Source organism: Acetobacter farinalis (assembly GCF_011516935.1).
Classification (GTDB): Bacteria; Pseudomonadota; Alphaproteobacteria; order Acetobacterales; family Acetobacteraceae; genus Acetobacter; species Acetobacter farinalis.
In genome coordinates, this window is record NZ_WOTF01000021.1 from 1 (window position 1) to 16108 (window position 16108).

17 protein-coding genes, 1 tRNA gene and 1 pseudogene are annotated in these 16108 nt (G+C 59.2%); 12 read left to right on the top strand and 7 right to left on the bottom strand.

Features of this window, described 5'->3' with window-relative positions; translation table 11 throughout:
* The 5 genes and pseudogenes from GOB82_RS11375 to GOB82_RS11395 all read left to right on the top strand — a co-directional run.
* Positions 1-98 (top strand): annotated as a pseudogene (locus GOB82_RS11375) (IS5/IS1182 family transposase); the annotation flags it as partial.
* A 358-nt stretch (positions 99-456) separates the two neighbouring features.
* On the top strand, positions 457-2853 hold the full coding sequence (locus GOB82_RS11380; RefSeq protein WP_166123167.1) for a phosphoketolase family protein: 2397 nt from the start codon (positions 457-459) through the stop codon (positions 2851-2853).
* 194 nt (positions 2854-3047) lie between these two features.
* The gene (locus GOB82_RS11385) at positions 3048-4649 is read left to right on the top strand and encodes a flavin monoamine oxidase family protein (RefSeq protein WP_166123169.1); all 1602 of its coding nucleotides are present in this window, start codon (positions 3048-3050) and stop codon (positions 4647-4649) included.
* Entirely contained in the window at positions 4649-5083 is a 435-nt protein-coding gene (locus tag GOB82_RS11390; RefSeq protein WP_166123171.1) for a c-type cytochrome, read from the top strand. Before GOB82_RS11385 ends, GOB82_RS11390 begins: the two co-directional genes overlap by 1 nt.
* Before the next feature lies 1 nt (position 5084).
* The gene (locus GOB82_RS11395; RefSeq protein ID WP_166123173.1) at positions 5085-5597 is read left to right on the top strand and encodes a RidA family protein; all 513 of its coding nucleotides are present in this window, start codon (positions 5085-5087) and stop codon (positions 5595-5597) included.
* Between the two features lie 58 nt (positions 5598-5655).
* On the opposite strand, the gene GOB82_RS11400 is transcribed toward GOB82_RS11395, so the two are convergent.
* From GOB82_RS11400 to GOB82_RS11430, 7 genes are all read right to left on the bottom strand, one after another.
* Positions 5656-5940, bottom strand: coding sequence for a hypothetical protein (locus GOB82_RS11400; protein ID WP_166123175.1), 285 nt, complete (start codon positions 5938-5940; stop codon positions 5656-5658).
* A 16-nt stretch (positions 5941-5956) separates the two neighbouring features.
* Positions 5957-7483, bottom strand: coding sequence for an efflux transporter outer membrane subunit (locus tag GOB82_RS11405; RefSeq protein WP_194300474.1), 1527 nt, complete (start codon positions 7481-7483; stop codon positions 5957-5959).
* A 7-nt stretch (positions 7484-7490) separates the two neighbouring features.
* A complete protein-coding gene (locus GOB82_RS11410) occupies positions 7491-8402 on the bottom strand; it encodes a biotin/lipoyl-binding protein (protein ID WP_166123179.1) in 912 nt (303 codons plus the stop codon).
* A 28-nt stretch (positions 8403-8430) separates the two neighbouring features.
* A complete protein-coding gene (locus GOB82_RS11415; RefSeq protein WP_166123181.1) occupies positions 8431-8625 on the bottom strand; it encodes a DUF1656 domain-containing protein in 195 nt (64 codons plus the stop codon).
* A 22-nt stretch (positions 8626-8647) separates the two neighbouring features.
* The gene (locus GOB82_RS11420) at positions 8648-9142 is read right to left on the bottom strand and encodes a MarR family winged helix-turn-helix transcriptional regulator (RefSeq protein WP_166123196.1); all 495 of its coding nucleotides are present in this window, start codon (positions 9140-9142) and stop codon (positions 8648-8650) included.
* Between the two features lie 134 nt (positions 9143-9276).
* Positions 9277-9702, bottom strand: coding sequence for a phage holin family protein (locus GOB82_RS11425; RefSeq protein WP_166123198.1), 426 nt, complete (start codon positions 9700-9702; stop codon positions 9277-9279).
* Positions 9703-9740: 38 nt separating this feature from the next.
* Positions 9741-10043, bottom strand: a complete 303-nt coding sequence (locus GOB82_RS11430) for a hypothetical protein (RefSeq protein ID WP_166123200.1) — start codon at positions 10041-10043, stop codon at positions 9741-9743.
* Positions 10044-10114: 71 nt separating this feature from the next.
* Here GOB82_RS11430 and GOB82_RS11435 point away from each other — a divergent pair, with 71 nt between their 5' ends.
* From GOB82_RS11435 to GOB82_RS11465, 7 genes are all read left to right on the top strand, one after another.
* Entirely contained in the window at positions 10115-11236 is a 1122-nt protein-coding gene (locus GOB82_RS11435; protein ID WP_166123202.1) for an ABC transporter ATP-binding protein, read from the top strand.
* A 28-nt stretch (positions 11237-11264) separates the two neighbouring features.
* A complete protein-coding gene (locus GOB82_RS11440) occupies positions 11265-12377 on the top strand; it encodes an extracellular solute-binding protein (protein ID WP_166123204.1) in 1113 nt (370 codons plus the stop codon).
* A gap of 8 nt (positions 12378-12385) precedes the next feature.
* Positions 12386-12847 (top strand): hypothetical protein, encoded by a 462-nt coding sequence (locus tag GOB82_RS11445; protein ID WP_166123206.1) that lies wholly within the window; start codon positions 12386-12388, stop codon positions 12845-12847.
* A gap of 27 nt (positions 12848-12874) precedes the next feature.
* Entirely contained in the window at positions 12875-13390 is a 516-nt protein-coding gene (locus tag GOB82_RS11450; RefSeq protein WP_166123207.1) for a YcgN family cysteine cluster protein, read from the top strand.
* Positions 13391-13445: 55 nt separating this feature from the next.
* A complete protein-coding gene (locus tag GOB82_RS11455; protein WP_166123241.1) occupies positions 13446-14147 on the top strand; it encodes a M48 family metallopeptidase in 702 nt (233 codons plus the stop codon).
* A gap of 159 nt (positions 14148-14306) precedes the next feature.
* A tRNA-Leu gene (locus GOB82_RS11460) sits at positions 14307-14392 on the top strand.
* Between the two features lie 89 nt (positions 14393-14481).
* The gene (locus tag GOB82_RS11465; RefSeq protein WP_166123209.1) at positions 14482-16107 is read left to right on the top strand and encodes a tyrosine-type recombinase/integrase; all 1626 of its coding nucleotides are present in this window, start codon (positions 14482-14484) and stop codon (positions 16105-16107) included.
* The last annotated feature ends 1 nt before the right edge of the window (position 16108 follow it).

Below are 16108 nucleotides of genomic sequence, written 5' to 3' on the forward strand. Positions count from 1 at the left end.
TCAAACAGTTCCGCGCGATCGCAACCCGCTACGACAAGCTTAAATCAACCTTCCTCGCTGCGGTGCAGTTCGCCTCAATCATCATACTGCTTAACTGACGACACGCTGTAGCAAAAGCCTTCTCATCTCACGCACCCGATGCGAGAGCCCCCATAGTCTCAACCGCCGTTGATGCCCCCGCTTGAAGGCAAATTCCACTCAAACGCAGAACCACCAGCCTGATGCCCTCAGCCATTCCGACAACGTGAACACCCGCCCTACAGCCCCTTCCACGAAGACACTTGACGTAGCGCCACGAGGCACCCCCTCTGCAACCTGAGTTCAGCCATGCCTGAACCGTGTCCCTGGCCGGGCGTTTCTGGTTTATGCTGCGGCACGCCTGCACTTTCTTCAGGCACGGCTCCGTAGCCAGAGAGAATCAGAGCCTCACCTCTCCTTTTCCCCGGAAGGACTGACATGACCAGCACCGCCCCCCACCCCGGCCCCTTGTCCGCTGAAGATCTGGTTCTGTTCAACGCGTGGTGGCGCGCCGCCAATTATCTTTCCGTGGGCCAGATCTACCTGCTGCGCAACGCGCTGCTGCGGGAACCCCTCACACTGGAAGACACCAAAAAGCGGCTTCTGGGCCACTGGGGCACCACGCCGGGGCTGAATTTCATCTGGCTGCATCTCAACCGCATACTCCGCGCCCAAGAGTCGGAGACGGAGCGGGATATCCTGTTTGTGGCCGGTCCGGGCCACGGGGCACCGGGGCTGATTGCCTCCACCTGGATGGAAGGGACCTACACGGAGTATTTCCCGGATATCACGCAGGATGAAGAGGGGATGACACGCCTCTTCCGCCAGTTCTCCTTCCCCGGTGGCATTCCCAGCCACGCGGCAGCCACCACCCCCGGCTCCATTCATGAAGGGGGAGAACTGGGCTATTCGCTCTCCCATGCTTATGGCGCGGCTTTTGACCACCCGAACCTTGTGGTGGCCTGTGTGGTGGGGGATGGCGAGGCCGAAACCGGACCTCTGGCCACCTCCTGGCATGCCAACAAGTTTCTTGATCCCAGGACAGACGGCGCCGTTCTGCCCATTCTGCACCTGAACGGCTACAAGATTGCCAACCCCACCATTCTGGCGCGCATCCCCAAACAGGAACTGAGCGATTTCCTGAAAGGCTGTGGGTATGAGCCGATTTTTGTGGAAGGCCATGAACCTGATCCCATGCATCAGGCCATGGCGGACGCCATGGATACGGCGTTTGCCCGTATCACCGCCATTCAGACCGCGGCCCGTAGTGGCAAGGATACCCGCCGCCCGCGCTGGCCGATGATCGTGCTGCGCAGCCCAAAAGGCTGGACCGGCCCCAAAACGGTTGATGGCCTGCGCACGGAAGGCTTCTGGCGGGCGCATCAGGTGCCAGTTGATCATCTGGAAAAGCCCGGTCATCTCGCCATTCTTGAAGCGTGGATGAAATCCTACAGGCCGGAAGAGCTTTTTGACGAAAACGGCGCTCTGAAACCCGAGATTGCAGCCCTCACCCCGCCAGCCGCCAAGCGTATGAGCGCCAGCCCGTATGCCAATGGCGGTGCCTTGCTGCGCCCCCTGCGCCTGCCGGATTTCCGCACCCATGCCATCTCCCTCACCGCGCCCGGCAGCACGGTGGCGGAAGCCACACGCGTGCTGGGTACCTGGCTGCGGGATGTCATGGCGGCCAATCTGGACTCACGGAATTTCCGTGTGTTCTCCCCGGATGAAAACAATTCCAACCGGCTGAACGCTGTGCTGGATGTCACCAACCGCGCATGGAACGCGGAAACAGAACCGTATGATGACCATCTGGCCCAGGGCGGCCATGTGATGGAAATCCTGAGCGAGCATACCTGTCAGGGCTGGCTGGAAGGCTATCTGCTGACAGGCCGCCACGGCTTTCTGTCCTGCTATGAAGCCTTCATCCACATTATTGATTCCATGGTGAACCAGCACGCCAAGTGGCTGAAAACCTCACGGGAGACCAGTTGGCGCCGCCCCATAGCCTCCCTCAATTATCTGCTGACATCCCATGTCTGGCGGCAGGACCATAATGGCTTCAGCCATCAGGACCCCGGCTTTCTGAACCATATGGCCAACAAGAAAGCCGAAACCGTGCGCCTCTACCTGCCGCCGGATGCCAACACGCTGCTTTGCGTAGCGGACCACTGCCTGCGCAGCCGGGACCGGATCAATGTGATTGTCGCGGGCAAGCAGCCCGAACTGCAATGGCTGAGCATGGATGAGGCCATCACCCACTGCCAGCAGGGCATTGGCATGTGGGAATGGGCCTGCACTGACCGGGGCGATGAACCGGATGTGGTGATTGCCAGCGCGGGGGATGTGCCTACCCTGGAAGCCCTTGCCGCCATCAGCCTGCTCAACACCCACCTGCCGGACGTGAAAATCCGCTTTGTGAATGTGGTTGATCTGATGACCCTGCAAACACCCGAACAGCACCCGCACGGCCTGCCGGATGAAATGTTTGATGCGCTTTTCACCCCTGATAAACCGGTGATTTTTGCCTTCCACGGCTATCCGGCCCTTGTGCATCAGCTTCTCTACAAGCGCCGGAATGCGGCGCGGTTCCATGTCCACGGCTTCCGGGAGGAAGGCACCACAACCACCCCGTTTGACATGACCGTGCGCAACCATCTGGACCGCTTCCATATCGCGGCCAATGTGGTCCGGCGGGTGCCCCGGCTGGCCGGTCAGGCCGCATACGTTCATCAGGCCGTGCGTGACAAACTGGCCGAACACGAACGGTATGTGTGTGAATACGGGGAGGATATGCCCGAAATTCGCAACTGGGTGTGGCCGCACACATTACAATAACCCCATGCAGGGTGTCAGACGGCACTCTGCGCACTATTCTGCACGCTTTGGCACCTCTGGGATGTTGTCATGCCGTAACAGATAGCCTAGCATTACGATATGTGAACGATCCGGCTCCATCATGATCGTTCACAGGAGAATGCCGGTCATTCCACGCGGCCTGATTGTTTTGAAGATCATCTCGGGATTACCTGATGCCACATGCTTATCCACCCGCTGCGCCCACCCGCCGGCAACTTCTGACTCGTATCGGCACACTGGCTGGCAGCGCAGCGCTGTATCAGGCCATGACGTCCCTTGGTCACGCCATGGGAACGGATTTTCGTGGCCCACCACAGCTTGCAGGTGCCAAACCCGGCACCCGCGTGCTGGTGCTGGGGGCGGGGCTCTCTGGCATGCTCTCGGCCTATGAACTGCGGAAAGCCGGGTACAAGGTCCAGATTCTCGAATTCCAGAGCCGCAGCGGTGGCCGCAATATCAGCCTGCGTGGTGGAGACACCGTGAAGGAACTGGGGGGCGCCACCCAGAAAGTTGGTTTTGCATCCGGCAACTATATCAATCCCGGCCCGTGGCGCATTCCCTACCACCATCAGGGCCTGCTGCATTATTGCCGCGAATTTGGCGTGCAGCTCGAACCCTTTATCGAGCTGAACCATAACAGCTGGCTGCACGCAACGGGTGCCTTCGGCGGCAAAGCCGTGCGGTATCGGGAACTCGCGTCCGACTTCAACGGCTTTACCGCGGAACTGCTGGCCAAAGCAATTGACCAGCACAAGCTGGATGATCTTGTTTCAGACGATGAACGGGCCCACCTGCGGCAGGCCATGAAGTCCTGGGGCGGGCTGAACAAGGATATGGCCTACACGAAAGGCAACACCAGTTCCCTGCGGCGCGGGTTTGAAAAACCCCAGGGCGGCGGGATCAATGGTGCGCCTGTTCCCTCGGACCTGTTTGCCCGCAAGGATGTCATGCAGTCCGGCCTGTGGAGCTGGATGGCATTCCATGAACGTCTGGACATGCAGACCACCATGTTCCAGCCCGTGGGCGGGATGGACCAGATTGGCAAAGGCTTCACCCGGCAGGTGAAAGACCTCATTACGCTCAACTGCAAGGTCTCTTCCATCCATCAGGATGACCGTGGCGTGACTGTGACATACACAGATACCGCCCATGGTGATGCCGTGCGGCAGGCGCAGGCTGACTATTGTGTCTGCACCATTCCGCTGTCTGTTCTCTCCCAGCTTGATGTGCAGGTCAGCGGCGGGCTCAAGGCCGCCATCGCCGCCGTGCCCTATGCCTCCTCCGTCAAAATGGGGATGGAATTCAAACGCCGCTTCTGGGAGGAAGATGACCAGATTTACGGTGGCATCAGCTTTACAGATCAGCAGATCAGCCAGATTTCCTACCCCAGCCACGGTATTTTCTCAAAAGGTCCGGCGGTCCTGCTGGGGGGATATATGTTCGGCCCCGCAGCCTATGATTTTGCCGGCATGACACCTGAGGAACGCATCCAGCGCGCGCTGGATCAGGGGATGGCCATTCATCCGCAATATCGCAAGGAATTTTCAAACGGCGTCAGTTTCGCGTGGAGCCGTGTGCCCTGGACACTGGGCTGTTGCTCCATGTGGACGGAAGAAGCCCGCAAGACACACTACAAAACCCTGTGCTCTGTTGATAACCGCCTTGTTCTGGCCGGGGAGCACGCCTCTTACGTTGGGTGCTGGCAGGAAGGAGCCATTCTTTCCGCTCTGGATGCCGTCACCCGTCTGCACAAACGCGCGGTGGGAGCAGCCTGATGCGTAAATTTCTGCTTCTTGCGTCTCTTCTCGCCCCGACAGTTCTGGCCTCGGTAGCTCTGGCCCCGCGCACCGCCCATGCGGACAGCGCGAGCGCTGTTGCCGGTAAAATGCAAAGCCTGACGGATGGTGAGGCCGTCTACCACCACGTATGCCAGAGCTGCCATATGCCTGATGGCAAAGGCGCTGTGGGTGCGGGTGCGCAGTTCCCGGCTCTGGCAGGGAACCCCAAGCTGCAAAGTGCGGGCTACCCGGCCTATGTGGTGCTGAATGGCTATGGCGGCATGCCCTGGTTTGCCGGGCTGCTGAATGACCAGCAGATTGCCAATGTCGTGAATTACGTTCGTACGCACTTCGGGAACCATTATACTGATACGCTGAAACCGGCAGACGTTTCCGGCATGCGCCCGCATCTGTCCGTAGAGGAGGAATAACATGCGCCTTTTGAAAACCCTGATCCCCGCTGCCGCTCTCACCGCTCTGGCCATCGCCGCCCCGGCTCTGGCCCATGCCGAAGGCGGCATTGTGCGGCATGGAGAAGGCAAATTCCCTATCTCCAGCGCCATAGAAGTTCCGGCCGGGGCCACCACAATCTATCTGAGCGGCATGGGGGCACCGGTACAGGATAAGGCGGCTCCCCCCAAAAGCCTTGAAGCCTATGGTGATACGCGCACGCAGACACTGGCCTCCCTTCAGCGCATTGAAAGCGAACTGAAGAAGCTGAACCTGACCATGGGTGATATTGTGCAGATGCACATCTACATGGTGGCGGACCCGCGCACGAAGCAGCTGGATTTTGACGGCATGATGAAAGCCTACACCCAGTATTTCGGCACGGAAAAGCAGCCTAACCTGCCGGTGCGTTCGGCCTTTGCCGTCGCCCAGCTCGCCAACCCCGGCTGGCTGATTGAAATTGAAGTCACCGCGGTGCGCCTGCCCAAAAAATAAGGGCTGCTCCCCTCTCGCTCACCGGGTGAGAGGGGGCCTCAAGACTGGAAAACGCGGCTCAGCGCCCGTCCATTTTATTGATCTGGCCATCCGCATCGTCACCCAGAAAGAAATCTTCCGGGTCTTCCGGCACCGGCAGATTCAGCAGGAAAAACCCCAGCGCAACCATGATCGCGCCCACTGAGACGGGCAGCCAGCGCAGCAGTGTTGTCACTGTGCTGTCCTGCGTGCTGCCATTCACGACCAGTGCCCAGCCACTGACACACAGCACGGTAAAGCCACCCAGAAAACAGGCCACAATCCAGAGCAGTCGACGAACGTAAGGCGACGAAGACTGGCTCATGATGAGACCTTTCAGATCATTGCTTGAACGCGCGCGCTAACACGTTTTGTGTTTCGAGGGAAATCGGCAGGGTGGAATTGGTAAGGGCCACACCTTTCCAGCCGGCTCCCAATGCTGTGTACAGATTCACAGCATCCCGCAGCCGCTCCAGCTTGGCCAGGGCTTCCATATTCTGCGCATTCAGGGTGGTGCGCTCTGTTGTCAGCACTTCCAGAAAGCCGACAAGGCCCGCGCCATACAGCCGCCGCGCCCGCTCACTGGCGGTGGCGCTGTCTTCCGAGGCCTTGTGCAGTTGCTCGGCATATTCAATGTCATCGTGCCAGGCGGCCATGGCATCTTCAACTTCCTTGAAGCCATTCAGCACAGCCTGCCGGTAGGTCAGACGTGCGGCCTCCGCCGAAGCCTGAGCAGCCCGCACTTCAGATGTCAGCTTGCCGCCATGCATCAGCGGCAGGCTGGCCATCATGAGAAACTGCCAGCTCATAGCGTTCACCTGAAAGAGCTGGTACATGGCCGAGGCATTCGGGTTGAATGTCAGCGGAATCACGAAATGCGGGTAGAGGTTTGCCACCGCCACGCCAATCTGCGCCGTTGCCAGAGCATATTGCCGCTCCGCCATACGGATATCCGGGCGGTTGGCAATCACAACAGACGGCAGAACCGCCGGAAAAGCCGGGACAGTCGGCAGGGGCCGCGGGATCTTCAGTTGATCTTCCAGCGCGCCGGGCATCTGCCCCAGCAGCACCGCAATGGCGTGTGTCACCTGAGAAACGCGGGTTTTCAGGGGCTCACGCGCGGCCGTCTGGGCATCCAGTTCAGCCTGCGCCTGCGCAATCTGCAAGGTGTTTCCCACACCTTCCAGATACAGCTTGTTGGTCAGATCCACCGCGTCTTTCGCAACGCGGATATTGTCCGTGGCAATCTTGATGCGTAGCTGTGTAACGCGCAGCAGCATGTAGTCCGACGCCAGCTCGGACAGCATGGTCATCAGCAAGGCGCGGCGGCCTTCGATGGAGGCCTCCACCGCCCGCTCATGGGCTTCCACATCGCGGCGGATACGCCCGAACACATCCACTTCCCACGTTGCCATCGCGCCATAGGACAGCATGGAAGCTTCCGGGCGGTTCGCCGGGTTACCGGGGCGAATGGGCCAGTTATCAATATTCAGGGAGTACCGGACATCCCCGCCACCAAGATTGGCATCCATCTGCGGATACCATTGCGCGGCGGAGCGATCACGAATGGCGCGCTCGGCCAGAATGCGCTGGCCTGCAATCTGGAGATCATAGTTCCCCTTGATGGCCTGCTCGACAAGGCTGGTCAGAACCGGGTCCTTGAACGCTGCCCACCACTCGGTCATTTCCCGGTTGGTGCGTTCAATTTCTTCAGGGGTTGCAGGGTGTTCTTCCGCTGCTTCCTTGAACTGGGCGGGAACCTTCATGCGTTCGGGCTGATAGTTCGGCCCGACAGTGCAGGCCGAAAGCATCAGGGAGGACGCCATGAAAAGGCCGAGGCGACGATGAACCTTCATCTTCTGTTCCATGCCGCTCTCAGAGGTGGTCTTGCAGCCAGGTGGTCATCTTGCCCCGTCGGCCACGCGGCTCCGGCCCGACGCTGACAGTCGCGGTCATGCCTGCCGCCAGTGTCACACTGTCAGGCACATGATCGAGATGGATACGCACAGGAATACGCTGGGCCAGACGCACCCAGGTGAAAATCGGGTTCACGTCCTGAAGGCCCAGCTTGTCGGGTGTGCCGTTGGTATCATTGATACCACGGGCAATGCTCACCACATGACCGGCCAGAATGGGCTTGTAGCCCATCAGCTTGACGCGGGCCTCATCCCCCACATGCACGCCCCACATCTTGGTTTCTTCAAAATATCCGTAAACCCAGTAGGAATCGGCATCAATCACGGCCAGCCGGGCCTGCCCGGCGGAGGCATAATCCCCCACCCGCAGGTTCAGGTTGGTCACGTAGCCATTGACGGGCGAATACAGAACGGAGCGCTGGAGGTTCAGCTTGGCCACATCCAGCGCTGCGCGGGCGGCATCCACCGCGGCAATCTGGGTAGCCACGTTCGAGTTGAACACTTCCTGCTCTTCAGCCGAGACAATGCCGCTCAGGCCCATACGGCGGCGGGCATCATTGCGTTTGAGCTTCAGGTCTTCCAGCGCGCCATCCAGCCGGGCCTGTGCCTCCCGAATGGCCAGACGGAAGCGCACGGGGTCCAGTACGAACAGCGGGTCTCCCTTGTGCACAAACTGGTTATCCACCACCGGAACCTGCACCACGGTGCCCGAAATTTCCGGGGCCACATCCACCACATACACACGCACGCGCCCGTCACGGGTCCAGGGGGCGATCATGTAGACATTCCAGAGCGTAACCCCCAGCACAATGGCCAGAGAGACAACCGCCAGGGTCAGGATAACTCGTATCAGGGTGCGCAGAAGGGACATTGCGGAGACTCAGCAGCCTTTTCGGAGGTCAGACATACAAAATGAGCAGGCAGAGGATACAAACGTAAAGCGAGACTTCAAACAGGGCGATGTGCCAGAACCAGCCCAGCAGGCCGCTCCACCACAGTGCAAAACGCACACACATCGTAAGAGGCAGCGCCGCCAGTGCATAGACGACGATTGGTGCCATAAAGACACCAAAAAGGTTGAATTCCGTCAGCATGACGCCATTCTCGTGACAGTTCTCATCTTGTGTGCACTCTCTCTGGCCCGGTGCCATCTTTCTGCCCGATGGCAGCCTGTTCGACCCGGTCCAGAATCCCGCAGCACTGCTCGAGCTCCTGCGGGGAGATATGTTCCGTCAGGCGTGTTGCCACATTATCCGCCGCATGGCTGACAAGTACGGCAATTTTCCGGCCTTCCTCGGTAATGCTCACCAGCTTGGAGCGGCGGTCTTCCTCATCCGTTTCACGGATGATAAACCCGCGCTTCTCCAGCACGTCCAGCAGCCGCACCAGAGACGGCGCTTCAAGGGACAGGGAACGGGCAAGGTCAGTCTGCCTGGCTGGCTGCTCTGACAAGCTGAGATAATAAATAGGACGCCAGGTGGCGTCCGTCAGGTTGAACCGGCGCAAATCCGCATCAATCTCCCGCCGCCATACCGCGGCAAGACGCGCCAGCCGGTGCCCGAAGGACCGGCGGCTTTCGAGAGCATCATCAGGATGAGGCTGAAGGTTCATAACATGCCCATACTAGCAAGCATGCAAACTGTTCGCACACTCACAAAATCAAGGGCAATCATTCTCAGAAAAAATTGGCCCCCGCCAATGCAAAAATGGAATGGAACCTATGGGCAAAAGCAAATGAGGGAAAATCAGCTCTTACGGCCGCGTACTATATCCCACACCTTGCGTGTGCCGGTCCGGCCAAGGGAGCCAGCCACGGTGGCCGTAACAGCCGCCATGGTAATCGATTCACGCATCTCCGTGGCGCAGCGGTTCCGCGCAATGCGGGCTTCCACTTCGGCTGTTGTCAGGTAGGAACGGCGGCCGAACAACACGCAGATCAGCGCGAAAAACACATCCAGCGCAAACACGCCGAAGGCGGCTGTAACCGGCCCCCAGTGGAAGGTGAACAGAAAAAGCGCCCAGAGGAGTCCATGCCCGGAAATCAGGGCAAAAAAACCAAACACCGCAGCGGCGACAAGAAACGCTGCCTGCTTTCCTAGCCTGACAGCCATCTGCTGCATGAGATGGGACTGTGCGTGCAGGGCTGACCTGCCAAGTTCAAAAATACGCATGGACTCCGGCGCTACCTTCGTTCAGATCACAGGACGCGTCAGCGTGACATCCGACCGAGGATAAAGCCCACAACACCGGAAATGGCGATGGATACCCATGGCGACTGCGCACGCGTCTGCTTGGAAATATCGTTGCGCGCATGATTGGCCAGTTCCCGCACATTGGCAACTGCTTCTTCGGTCAAATTCCCGGCTTTACCGCCAGCATTTGTCAATGCAGGCACCACATGCTTGGTGATCAGCCGTTCCAGATGCGCTTTTACCGCATCAATTTCATCACGGGCTGTTTCAACGGCTTCTTCGCCAGCAGCCTTTACATCCTTGATTTTGTCAGAAGACATGGAGAAATCCTACTCACTCTATAACTCATTGACAGCGCCCCTTATTAACAGACGACCACGGAGAGAGTTGCATGCAGGCCGCGCATGGCACGCCCCCACAGCTTGAGCTTCACACTCTCGCGTTCCTTCCGCCGCGCCCCGGCCTGTCTTTGAGTGTGGCAAAGGGGCAGTGCGTCGCGCTTCTGGGAATCGGCGCCGAACAGGATGACCTGATGCGCCTGACAGACGTGCTCTCCGGCCATGCCCCCAGTTACGGAGGGCACATCCGCGTGGGAGGAGAGGATGTCACCCGCCGCCCGACAGGCCAACGCGGGCTTGCCACCCTCGGGGAGCACGCCCCCCTGTTCCCGCATCTGACCCTCGCGGAGAATATTCTTTTCCCCCTGCGGGCTTCCGGGCAGGTCTCCGCAACAGAAAGCGAACGCCGCATGGCGGAAACTCTGGCTCTTGCAGGGCTGGATGGATATCGCGCGCTCAAACCGGCCCAGCTCACGCCCGAACAGACCCTGCGTGGCCAGCTTGCGCGGGCTCTCGTCATGCGTCCGGAAATTCTCGTGCTTAACCGTCCCTTCAGCAAGCTGGACTATACTGGCACCAGGCGGGTGCTGGCGTTGCTGGAAAAACTGCAACGCGCCATTGGCCTCAGCACGCTGCTCCTCACGCGTAACCGCACGGAAGCCCTGATGGCAGGAGACACAATCGGCATTCTTGAAAACGGCATCCTGCTCCAGCTTGCCCCGGCCCCCACGCTGCTCAACCGCCCGACGCATGAGCGCGTTGCCACAGGCTTTGGCGAGGCCAACATGCTCACCGGCAAAGTCCTCTCTCTGGAAGACGATATGGCCGAACTTCGCCTCCCAACAGGGGAGACCGTGGAGGCCATGGCCGCTCCCGGTCTGGAGGAACAGGACCTCGCCACTCTCTGCATCGCGCCAGACAGGCTCTCCGTCATGTTCCCCCGCCAGCCCAGCGCCTCTGCTGATGAAGACGGCATGCTGGCGTGCACGCTCATCTCCGCCCGCCATGTGGGAACAGCCATTCACATGCGCTTTCGTATGCAGGATGGCGGGGAAATTATTGCTCATCGCCCCCCTGTTCACACCGCACGAGACCTGGAGCCGGGGCGCATCGCACTGCTTGCCTGGCAAACAGCCAACGCCACTGCCTTTCCGATGGACCAGAAATCAGGCTAGAATTGCTCCTGACCTGAGCAGCAACCGCATGAGGCCACCCCTGTCCGTTTTTTTGTTCCGCGATACACCCCCTGAAACCGCCCCCCGCCACCCGGCGCGGAGCCGTTCCGCCATGGTGGCTGCCATCCGGCAGGGCCTGACGGTTTTTGTTCTGGGGAGTCTGGTTCTGTCCTCTGTCACGCAGGCCCATGCGCGTCCGGCGCGCCGGAGCCACCGGACAACCGTAACGCCCATAAGAATACTGACATTCGGTGGCGCCATTGCGGCCACTCAACAGAAAGTCCTGTTCACCCCCTATGCCGAGCTTGTCAAACGTCCAGTAAGCCTTACGCTCTGGAATGGTGACATCACATGGCTCCGCAAGCTGGAGACGGACACCCCCAACCGCTGGGCCGCGGTCATGATGGAAACCAGCTCCCTGCAAATCAGCTGCTCTCTGGGGCTGCTGGTGCGAGACCCGGCCGATCCCTCCACCAACGGATGCGGCCAGTCCTCCGCCGCCATTGATTTTGCCATGGCGTGGGACCGCTCCCGGTTTGATACCCCGCCGGACTGGTCCGATTTCTGGGATGTCGCCCGCCATCCGGGCCGCCGCAGCCTGCGCCGGGACCCACGCACCACGCTGGAAATCGCGCTGCTGGCCGATGGCGTCCCCCCCGATGCCCTCTACCGAGTTCTGGACACGCAGGATGGCGTGGATCGGGCCTTCCGCAAGCTTGACCAGCTTCGCCCCTATCTTGTCTGGTGGTCCACCCCCGAGGAAGCCGCACGTATCCTCACAAAGGGGGGCGCGCTGATGGGTAGTGTCCCTACAGGGGAAATCCTGAGCGCAACCCCGGCTGAACGCGCCCGCTTCGGCCTGTACTGGCCCCAACGCCTACAGGTGAATTACGCGTGGGGTGTGCCAAAAACCTCCGCACAGGAAAACACGGCTCTGGCGCTGACAGCGTGGCTGGAACACCCCACGCAGAAGCAGGCTTTTGCCAATGCCTGGCCATCCCTGCCCTCTCTGGCGGAAATCAATGCCGGCTCACCGGACACCCGGCATCTGGCCGCCCCCATTCTGGTGAATGATGCCTTCTGGAGCACGCACCTCCCGGCTCTGGCCGAACGGTTTGAGCACTGGGCAGCGGAGCGGTGAACCTCTCCGTGTCTGGCAGCCTGCCTTTCGGGGATGTGTCTGCCCTGATCACGCATGCAGCGTTCATGGCCGCAACCGGTATTTGTCTCGCCACACTGGTGCTGAGCGCGGCACTCGCAACCCGGCAGGGAGGCCGTTTGCATACCCTGCTCCTGCTCGTGCTTCTTCCTGCCACGGCAGGCGCCCTTTTTCTGCCCTTCCTGCTTCCTGCACAGCACGGATCCTGGCTCCTCTCCTTTTTTCAGGGTGTGCTGATTGGCCCGGCGATTTCACTGGTGCCTCTCAGCCGACTTAAAGCCGCACCCTCCTCATGGGGGCGCACCGCACAGGAACTGGGGGCGGGGGCTTTTACGCGCCTGCGCCTGCTCTGGCTCCCCCTGCTGGGCCGCCCTCTGGCCGGGAGTCTGTGTCTGGCCATTGCCCTCAGTCTGCTTGGAACGCTTGGAATCAACCGCCCCCCTCTTTCCTGAGGCAGGCTGGCGGTTTATCCTGCACCCATGACGCCTCCCCCCTCCCCGGCCCCATTCTGGGAAACCACCCCTCTCACAGAGATGACCACGGCTGAGTGGGAATCCTTGTGTGACGGGTGTGGCCGCTGCTGCCTGCACAAGTTGCGTGACGAAGAGACAGACGAAGTTCACTATACGTCTGTCGCCTGCCGCCTGCTGGATGTGGCAACCTGCCGCTGCACGGACTACCCGCAACGCCACAAAAAAGTGCAGGATTGCATCACACTCACGCCGGAGATGGTGCCTGAACTGGACTGGCTCCCGCCGGATTGCGCATACCGCAGACTGTCTGAAGGCCGCCCCCTGCCGGAATGGCATCCGCTCATTACTGGCACACCGGAAAGCGTGATGGATTCCGGCGCTTCCGCTGCCGGGCGCTGCATCAGTGAACGTCAGGCCGGGGCGCTGGAAAACTATCTGGTGGGCTGGCCCGGACTGCCCACCAAAAAGCCACGTGCGCAAAAGCGGCCGCCTGTCCGCCATATCCGTGCCAGCACACCCTGAAAAATCAGGCCCGCCTTCCTCACGGGGTGATGCCACATCGCCCCGCACCAGCCTTTTGAGCACCACGCCCGACCTGATTGATCTGGCACCAGACTGCCGCGTGCCCGTGCTCTGGAAAACATCAGCCCGGGCGCGTCGCCTTTCTGTGCGGATCGACCCGCGCAGGCAGGCTGTTCTGGTCACACTCCCTTCCGGATTTCCGCGCACTCAGGCTCTGGATTTCCTGAAAAGCCAGACACGATGGATCAACCGGCGTCTGGCCCCGCTCCAGCAAGCCCCCGCCTTCCTGCCTGACCGAACCATTCCTCTGGAAGGAAAGCCCCACACCATCATCCATCAGCCCGCGGCACGCGGGGGCGTGTGGATAGAGGGGGACAAGATTTTTGTCAGCGGCGCGGAGGAATTCATCACCCGACGCGTTACCGATTTCCTCCGCGCCCGCGCCCGCCTGACGTTAGGGGCTGAACTGCGCGCCATGGCCAGCACGTCTGGCCTGCACCCGGCACGGCTTGATATTCGCGATACGTCCAGCCGCTGGGGCAGTTGCTCCTCATCCGGGCGTATCATGCTGTCCTGGCGTCTGGTCATGGCACCTGATCTTGTCAGGCATTATCTGATTGCGCATGAACTGACCCATCTGCGCCACATGAATCATGGCCCGGCGTTCTGGGCACTGGTTGACCAGCTCACGCCCCACCGACGCCAGGCAGAAGCATGGCTGAAACAACACGGCCCCAGCCTGTTGGGCGCACAGTAAACGATCGGGACATGACTCAAACACTTGCCGCCACACACCAACATGCTAAAACGCGCCGTAACGTGGCAAGACTATAGCCTACAGACTACCTACTCAGTCCGCTCTGCGGACGAGAGAGACACCCTACCACAGGCCTGCCCACCACTCCGGCAGCCCTATGCGAACTTGGCGGAATGGTAGACGCAGGAGACTTAAAATCTCCAGCCCGTAAGGGCGTGCGGGTTCGAGTCCCGCAGTTCGCACCATAAGGCATTGATTTAGAAGCGTTTTTTCGTTTCGGTTTCAGGCTTATGATTTTCTTCCAGCATATTTCCCAGCAAGAGAGACTACGGGAATGCTTAGGGTTGTTGGCACCAGATATCATTTCAGAAGAGCGATTCCTCGCGACATCCAAGCCATATTGGGCCGCAAAGAGTTTTCCCTTTCGCTGAAAACCAGCAATAAAGTAGTAGCACGCGAACGCGCGGGGCTGCTTTATGGGAGGATTGGCGAGTTGTTCACCAAGGCCAAAGACTTCGTCGCCGTCGAGCCTGATAAAGCCGACTGGAAGGACCTGGCAGACCTTCAAGCCAAAATCATCGCGGAGCATGAAGCACTGCGCGATGTCGAACGTGCCGCCTCACAATCACGCCGCAAGGCTGATGCAGCCCGCCATCTTTACGAGAAACTAGCACTTGTGAAGCAAACCGAAGACTTCTTCGAGCGTGTCACCCCCGCCATGCATGATCTTCTGCAACGTCTGAGCAAGCTGAACACCGATATTCTTGTCGATACCAAAGTTAGCAACGCCGAAAAACAGGGATTCCGCGATCAGATTGCAAACCTGACGCATATCATCACCAGCCTCAACAAGACCGAACAACCCGAAATCATTGAAACTTCGCAGGACGACACACCGGCCAAGAAAGACACCAAGAAGCGTGATATCAGGCCCAGACTGTCAGAAATGGCTGAACGCTTCGTATTTTCCGATCCAACCAAGAGCGCTGATACGATTAAAGGGACAACCAACTCCATTGCCCTGTTCACCGAAGCCTTTGGAGACATGCCAGTTGCTGATGTCACTGGAAAAATTGCGGGTGAATTCCGTGATCTGCTTTCAGGATTACCTGCGATGCATGGCAAGGGAAAATCAAACCCACCCATCCGTGAAGCTGTTGAACAAGCCGCCGAATTAGAACTGGAAACCGTATCTGGCAAGACCGTCAAAAACCATTTCTCCCGCATGTCCGCACTCTGGCGGCATCTGGTCCAACGCGACTATGCGCCCCGGAATCCCTTTGAAAAGTGGCAGTTTGACATCACAAAAAAGGTCGAGCGCCGTGCATGGTCTGAGCAGGAATTAGAGCAACTTGTATCCGCACCCTGGACGGGACGCAGCATATCCAAAAAGACCTATGAGGGCCTTGTACAAGTTGCCCTTTATACCGGTATGCGATTGGGTGAAATCTGCAACCTGCGCAATAAGGATATTGAGGTCATTGACGGTGTGCCCTGCTTCCATATTCAACCCTACGTTGAGATTGTAAACGGCAAGAAGCGCGAATGGTCTCCCAAGACGGCTGCCGGTACGCGGATTATCCCGATCCACAGCAAACTGATTGCTGCCGGGATCATGGATTTCAAAAACTCCGACACTTACTTCTTCGATGAACTGACAATCGCTCCTCATGGCGTACGCGGAAGTGACTTTGCACAGGCGTTTTCGAAGTTCAAACGCCGTATGGGCATTCCTGAAGACGTATCATTCCATTCATTCCGACATCTGGTTTCCACCAAGCTGCGCAATCAGGAGAATGACATCCGTGAACTCTGGATTGATGCATTGCTTGGGCACGAGGCAACGCATCGTTCACAAGGAACGACCAACTATATGTCAGGCATTGAAATCAAGAACCTACAACGCGTTGTGGAAGCTCTAGTCTATCCGTCCTTCTTACAATTTCCACATACACTATGAC

What these genes read in the sequence shown, in the direction of transcription:
- GOB82_RS11380 (WP_166123167.1), top strand. Translation starts at nt 457, where the DNA reads ATGACCAGCACCGCCCCCCACCCCGGCCCCTTGTCCGCTGAAGATCTG.
- GOB82_RS11385 (WP_166123169.1), top strand. Translation starts at nt 3,048, where the DNA reads ATGCCACATGCTTATCCACCCGCTGCGCCCACCCGCCGGCAACTTCTG.
- GOB82_RS11390 (WP_166123171.1), top strand. Translation starts at nt 4,649, where the DNA reads ATGCGTAAATTTCTGCTTCTTGCGTCTCTTCTCGCCCCGACAGTTCTG.
- GOB82_RS11395 (WP_166123173.1), top strand. Translation starts at nt 5,085, where the DNA reads ATGCGCCTTTTGAAAACCCTGATCCCCGCTGCCGCTCTCACCGCTCTG.
- GOB82_RS11400 (WP_166123175.1), bottom strand. Translation starts at nt 5,940, where the DNA reads ATGAGCCAGTCTTCGTCGCCTTACGTTCGTCGACTGCTCTGGATTGTG.
- GOB82_RS11405 (WP_194300474.1), bottom strand. Translation starts at nt 7,483, where the DNA reads ATGGAACAGAAGATGAAGGTTCATCGTCGCCTCGGCCTTTTCATGGCG.
- GOB82_RS11410 (WP_166123179.1), bottom strand. Translation starts at nt 8,402, where the DNA reads ATGTCCCTTCTGCGCACCCTGATACGAGTTATCCTGACCCTGGCGGTT.
- GOB82_RS11415 (WP_166123181.1), bottom strand. Translation starts at nt 8,625, where the DNA reads ATGCTGACGGAATTCAACCTTTTTGGTGTCTTTATGGCACCAATCGTC.
- GOB82_RS11420 (WP_166123196.1), bottom strand. Translation starts at nt 9,142, where the DNA reads ATGAACCTTCAGCCTCATCCTGATGATGCTCTCGAAAGCCGCCGGTCC.
- GOB82_RS11425 (WP_166123198.1), bottom strand. Translation starts at nt 9,702, where the DNA reads ATGCGTATTTTTGAACTTGGCAGGTCAGCCCTGCACGCACAGTCCCAT.
- GOB82_RS11430 (WP_166123200.1), bottom strand. Translation starts at nt 10,043, where the DNA reads ATGTCTTCTGACAAAATCAAGGATGTAAAGGCTGCTGGCGAAGAAGCC.
- GOB82_RS11435 (WP_166123202.1), top strand. Translation starts at nt 10,115, where the DNA reads ATGCAGGCCGCGCATGGCACGCCCCCACAGCTTGAGCTTCACACTCTC.
- GOB82_RS11440 (WP_166123204.1), top strand. Translation starts at nt 11,265, where the DNA reads ATGAGGCCACCCCTGTCCGTTTTTTTGTTCCGCGATACACCCCCTGAA.
- GOB82_RS11450 (WP_166123207.1), top strand. Translation starts at nt 12,875, where the DNA reads ATGACGCCTCCCCCCTCCCCGGCCCCATTCTGGGAAACCACCCCTCTC.
- GOB82_RS11465 (WP_166123209.1), top strand. Translation starts at nt 14,482, where the DNA reads ATGCTTAGGGTTGTTGGCACCAGATATCATTTCAGAAGAGCGATTCCT.